Here is a 5,895-nt window from a genome sequence, read left to right as displayed (position 1 = left end):
GGCCCGGAACCGAGTGGTTCCGGGCACCCGGCCCGTCCTGTGGGCCCGGTCGACCTAGTCGAGGTAGTCGCGCAGAACCTGCGAACGCGACGGGTGGCGGAGCTTCGACATGGTCTTCGACTCGATCTGCCGGATGCGCTCGCGCGTCACCCCGTAGACCTTGCCGATCTCGTCCAGCGTCTTCGGCTGACCGTCGGTGAGACCGAAGCGCATGGAGACCACGCCCGCCTCCCGCTCCGAGAGGGTGTCGAGCACCGAGTGCAGCTGCTCCTGGAGGAGGGTGAAACTCACCGCGTCGGCCGGAACGACCGCCTCGGAGTCCTCGATCAGGTCACCGAACTCGCTGTCTCCGTCCTCACCCAGCGGGGTGTGGAGGGAGATCGGCTCGCGCCCGTACTTCTGGACCTCGATGACCTTCTCGGGGGTCATGTCGAGTTCCTTGGCCAGCTCCTCCGGGGTGGGCTCGCGGCCCAGGTCCTGGAGCATCTGGCGCTGGACACGCGCCAGCTTGTTGATGACCTCGACCATGTGCACCGGGATGCGGATGGTACGGGCTTGGTCGGCCATGGCGCGGGTGATCGCCTGACGGATCCACCAGGTGGCATACGTGGAGAACTTGTAGCCCTTGGTGTAGTCGAACTTCTCGACCGCACGGATCAGACCGAGGTTGCCCTCCTGGATCAGGTCCAGGAAGAGCATGCCGCGGCCGGTGTAGCGCTTGGCGAGCGAGACCACGAGGCGGAGGTTGGCTTCCAGCAGGTGGTTCTTGGCCCGTCGGCCGTCCTCGGCGATGATCTCCAGCTCGCGCTTGAGCTTCGGCGCGAGCTTGTCGGCGTTCGCCAGCTTGTCCTCGGCGAACAGACCCGCCTCGATCCGCTTGGCGAGCTCCACCTCCTGCTCGGCGTTGAGGAGGGGGACCTTGCCGATCTGCTTCAGGTAGTCCTTGACCGGGTCGGCGGTGGCGCCGGCGACGGCGACCTGCTGCGCGGGCGCGTCGTCCTCGTCGTCGTCGGAGAGGACGAAGCCCTTGTTCTCGCCCTCGCCCTCCTCGTCCTCACCCTTGCCGACCTTGACGTCCTCGACCGCCTCGTCACCGTCGAGGAGGTCGTCGTCCTGCTTGCCGGACTTCTTGGCGGCGGTCTTCTTGGCCACCGTCTTCTTCACGGCGGTCTTCTTCACGGCGGCCTTCTTGGCCACCGCCTTCTTCGCGGGGACCGCACCGGACTCGTCGGACGCGTCCGCGCTGTCGACGGCCGGGGCGGCGGATGCCGCGACGGTCCTCGTCACGGTCGTCTTCGCCGCGACGGTCTTGGCGGCGGTGCGCTTGACCGGGCTCTTCGCCGCGACGCTCTTGCGGGCGCGCTTGGGCGACTCCGCGGCACTGACCATCAGCGTCACACCCTCTTCCTCGAGGATCTGATTGAGGCTGCGCAGAACATTCTTCCACTGGGTTGGCGGAATCTGGTCAGCCTCGAAGGCCCGACGCACGTCGTCGCCGGCGATCTGCCCATCAGCCTTTCCCCGCTCGATGAGCGCCGTGACGGACTCGGATTCGGCAATCTCCGGCGGGAGCGTACGGGATGTGCTGGCCGACACGAACAACCTCTCGGAACGATGGAAACGGCTTCCGGCCCCGCCCTGGAGGGCTGGAACCGACGTCCGTCGACTGGAGTGTCGCCGACGGCGCGGGCTTGGCCTGGGAACTGCACAGCGCGCCGAATGGCTGCTGTATTCCTTCCGCGGCGGTCACCTCTTAGGTCATCGCACTGTTTCGAGGAGTGTTACGCCCAATCCGCGTGGCCCGAGTCACACCTCATTTGCGACGAACGCTGCCAGGGACGACATCCCCCCACAATTGTGCCGCCGGACCGCACGGTCCGGCGGCACAGGGTGCGTATACCCCGGCCGTACCGCTCTCAGTGCTCGCGCGGTGCCGGAACCACTCGCTCCACCTCGGGGTGGACGACGACGAGAAGCTGACGCATGGCCGATTCGGCACCGGCCTCGTCACCCGCGGCAAGGGCATCGGCGATCCTGGCGTGCTGGCCGACCGAAGCCTCGCTGGGCCGGTCGCACCCGGTGACCGGACTGCCGGAGACGTGGAGTGCGGCGGACACGATGCCGGAAAGATGGTCGAGCATGCGATTGCCGGCGGCCTGGATCAGCAGGGCGTGGAACTCCGCGTCGGCACGGGAGAAGGTGACTCCGTCCCCCTGCCCCAGGGCGTGTCCCATGATCTCGACCATGTCGCCGAGCCGCTGCTGAACGTCCTCCCGGCCATGTCCGGCGGCGAGCCGCGCCGCGAGCGGCTCGATCGTCCACCGCAGCTCCGCCAGCTCGCGGCGCTGGTCGTCGCGCTGAGGGCCGAAGGCGCGCCATTCGATGATGTCGGGGTCGAGCAGGTTCCAGTCGCTCACCGGGCGCACCCGGGTCCCCACGTTGGGGCGGGCGCTGACCAGCCCCTTCGCTTCGAGGACGCGCAGGGACTCGCGCACGACGGTACGGGAGACCTCGAATCGCTGCCCGATCTCTTCGGGCACGAGCGGGCGGTCCGCGCCGAGGTCACCCGAAACGATCATCTGACCGAGCTGCTGGACGAGTTGACCGTGCAAGCCCCGGCCACGGCTTGCCGACCCCCGGCGGCCGGTGCGCCCCAGCTCGGATTCGGAGCCGCCCCAGGACCGCAGCGGCGCACGGTCGCCGGCCGGCTCCGAGTATGGGTAACGGTCGAGATCGCCCGGGCCGGCGAGGCCGGAATCGGCGGAGCGGGCGGTGGTCATCATGGTGTGCGCAAGGGTACTCACGCATCATTTGTCGGCGTGGCTCGCGCACCCCTTGAGGTCTTTGCTGAAAAGCACACGAAAGGGTGATCGTCGCCGACGCCGCAATTGACGCTTTATCGTCTCAATTCGGTCAATTGGAACTGCGCTTGAGGTTCGCCGCACGGCGTTCGGATCCCCAACGCTCACCAACGCGCCCTGTTCCGCAAGGCGGTGCCCGCATAGGCGCAGATCAGAGCCGCCAGCGACACGAGAAGTGCCAGGCCTACGGGCTCAGCCAGGATCCGGCCGACCGCAACCAACCACCGGTCCGGTCCCGGCGGGATGTCGAGCCAGGCCAGTCCGCGCAGGCGGGCGGGAAGACCGGTCAGCGCATGCGCGGCGGGACCGGCGAACACCTTCTGCAACAGCGGCACCACGAGCACCGGGACGGCGAGCACCGCCGCCACACCTGCACCGGCCACCCTGAAGATTCCCGCGGCGAGCAGCCCCGCCCAGGCACAGCCGACTGCCAGAGCAGCCCAACTCACTGCCAGCAATGTCGCGTTCCCGGGGATCGCGGCCACCTCCTCCCCATAGAAGAGGCGGAGCAACTGAATGTCGCAGACCACGACGAGAAGCGACAGGGCGGTCACCACCGCCCCGGTGACGAGCAGTTTCGCCACGAGCAGACCCAGGCGTCTCGGCACCGTCCCCCTGCTCGCCGCGAGAGCCGGGTAGCGGAATTCGTCGCCGTAGGAGAGCGCACCCAACAGACCTGCCCCGAGCGCCGCCGGAGGAAGCGGCAGCAGGGTCGGCCAGCCTGCGAGCAGATGCGGCTGCGAGGCTCCTCCGGTACGCGCCAGCACCACCGAGGCGGCCGCCGACGCGATCAGAACCACTGCCATGATCAACGGCGTTGTCGTCACCCCCAACATGCGCCTCACCTCGTACCGCATCGGGCGGAGCGGACCTCGCGGAGGGCGCACGGTGATCGGCGGGGGCAGTTCCGAGAGCGCCGCCGCGGAGGCCGGCGCGGGTGCGGGAGGTGCGGGAGGGCCTGCGTCGCCGAGTTCGTCGGCGAGCCGGTGCAGAGGAATGTCGTACCGGAACGCGGCGTCCCCGATCTCGGCGCAGTTGCTCCCGTACACCGAGAGGCGGGCCCCCTCCTCGGCCACGATCTCCACGGACCGGCGCGCATCCCGGGCTTCGCGGCCGACCACTGCCGCGAGACGGGCGGCGTGCGGGGACTGCACGACGACGCGGGGGCGCAGTCTGGTGCGGGCGAAGTCGGCGACCTCTTGGTCGGCCACGAGCCTGCCGTCGCCGATGGTGACGACGCGGTCTGCCGAGCGGATGGCCTCCTTGGGGTCACTGGTGGTCCACAGCACCGTGCCGCCCTGGGCCGCGTGCGCGCGCATCAGCCCGTACAACCAGCCGCTCTCGTGGGAGGACAGTCCGTCGGTGGGATCGTCGAGAAGCAGCGTGTGCGGGTCGCCCAACAGGGCTGCGGCGAGCCCCAGTCTGCGGTCCATCCCTACGGAGAGCCCACCGATGCGCTGGTCACCGAGGCCGGAGAGACCGACGACCTCGAGCATCTCGTCGGCGCGCGACAAAGGTGCCCCGGCGGCGGCGCAGAGCATGCGCAACTGCCCCCGCGCGGTCCGCGCCGGGTGCCCCGGTACATCCCCGAGGAGCACGCCCACTTCCCGCGGCGGATGCCCGATCCGGTGCAGCGGACGCCCCCTGAAGTAGGTGACTCCGCGCCCGGGGTCCAGTTCGAGCATGAGGCGCAGGGCCGTCGTCTTTCCGGCGCCGGGGACGCCGAGGAGCGCGGTGACACGGCCCGAGCGGGCCTCGAAGGTGAGATCGTCCACCGCGGGCGGCAGGTCGCGGCGGCGGGCACTGGTCAGTCCGATGGCCTGGAGCATCGCTTCTCTCGCGGAAGGTATGACCGCTCGGCGGCAGGGAGCGTGCGTACCTCAGCAACATAACGCGACATTTGCGACTTTTGGTGCAGCGGGAAGTCTACGAGTGTTCCGCGCTCACGGACTCGGGAAGCTGCGGAAGCATCGCGGAGCCATCGATCACGAGATCGCTCACGCGGCCTTCCCGCCGACGCCCGGGGTCAGACTTCCGGCCTCAGCATGGGCGGATTGAGGACCGTCGCAGAACCCGCACGGAACAACTGGGCGGGACGGCCGCCCTGTCGTGTGGTCGTGCCTCCGGAGGGCACCAGAAATCCTGGCGTGCCGGTCACCTTGCGGTGGAAGTTCCTCGGGTCCAGGACCACTCCCCACACGGCCTCGTAGACGCGGCGCAGCTCTCCGACCGTGAACTCCGGCGGGCAGAACGCCGTGGCGAGCGAGGAGTACTCGATCTTGGACCGCGCCCGCTCCACGCCGTCCGCGAGAATACGGGCGTGGTCGAACGCCAGGGGGGCGGGCGACTCCGCCTCCTCCACCGTGTCACCGCCCACGGCCAGAAGGTCGTCCACGGGTGCCCAGCGCGCGCTGTTGGCGTCCCCGCCCGCGCGGGGAGCGGGGAGGTCGGGCGAGAGCGCGAGGTGAGCCACGCTGACGACCCTCATGCGCGGATCGCGGGAGGGGGCGCCGTACGTGGCGAGCTGTTCGAGGTGGGCGCCGTTGCCGGCCGCGGAAACGGCCGGATCGTGCGCGCAGAGGCCTGTCTCCTCAACCAGCTCGCGGGCAGCCGCGGCGCCCAGATCCTCGTCCGCTCGGACGAACCCGCCGGGCAGAGCCCAGCACCCCTGGAAGGGCGATTCCCCGCGGCGCACGACCAGCGCGCACAGCGCGTGGCGCCGCACTGTCAGCACGACCAGGTCGACCGTGACAGCGAAGGGCGGGAAAGTCGACGGGTCGTAGGACGGCATGCGGTGATCATAGTCGTCTCCCTGACGATAAACACTCCATTCCGCAGCGCCTGAAGGAGTGGTCCACCGGGGCGGGGCGCGGACGGCCACTCGATGCCGATGAAGACGAAGACGAAGACGAAGACGCCGAAGGGTGGTGCGAGCGGCGGTGGTGCGGTGTGGTCTCCCCCGTGGGACCGCACCGCACCCAACCCACCCCACCCCCCCCACCCCACCCCCCCCACCCCCCCCAGGCACATAAAA

At 69.5% G+C, this 5,895-nt stretch carries 4 protein-coding genes; all 4 read right to left on the bottom strand.

The features are described 5' to 3' along the window. Nucleotides 1-54: 54 nt before the first annotated feature. Nucleotides 55-1,596: an RNA polymerase sigma factor gene (locus ACFWEP_RS30390; protein WP_387374861.1), complete on the bottom strand. Its 1,542-nt coding sequence runs from the start codon at nt 1,594-1,596 to the stop codon at nt 55-57. A 320-nt stretch (nt 1,597-1,916) separates the two neighbouring features. Further along, nucleotides 1,917-2,804: a FadR/GntR family transcriptional regulator gene (locus ACFWEP_RS30385; RefSeq protein ID WP_387374859.1), complete on the bottom strand. Its 888-nt coding sequence runs from the start codon at nt 2,802-2,804 to the stop codon at nt 1,917-1,919. Between the two features lie 161 nt (nt 2,805-2,965). Continuing rightward, nucleotides 2,966-4,690, bottom strand: coding sequence for an ATP-binding cassette domain-containing protein (locus tag ACFWEP_RS30380; protein ID WP_387374858.1), 1,725 nt, complete (start codon nt 4,688-4,690; stop codon nt 2,966-2,968). Between the two features lie 197 nt (nt 4,691-4,887). Next, on the bottom strand, nt 4,888-5,652 hold the full coding sequence (locus ACFWEP_RS30375; RefSeq protein ID WP_387374856.1) for an NUDIX domain-containing protein: 765 nt from the start codon (nt 5,650-5,652) through the stop codon (nt 4,888-4,890). Nucleotides 5,653-5,895: the final 243 nt, after the last annotated feature.

The organism is Streptomyces sp. NPDC060198 (assembly GCF_042728415.1).
In the GTDB taxonomy this organism is placed as follows: Bacteria; Actinomycetota; Actinomycetes; order Streptomycetales; family Streptomycetaceae; genus Streptomyces.
This window is presented reverse-complemented; position numbering and strand designations above follow the sequence as displayed.

Coding starts and splice junctions, on each gene's coding strand:
- ACFWEP_RS30375 (WP_387374856.1), bottom strand. CDS start 5,652: ATGCCGTCCTACGACCCGTCGACTTTCCCGCCCTTCGCTGTCACGGTC.
- ACFWEP_RS30380 (WP_387374858.1), bottom strand. CDS start 4,690: ATGCTCCAGGCCATCGGACTGACCAGTGCCCGCCGCCGCGACCTGCCG.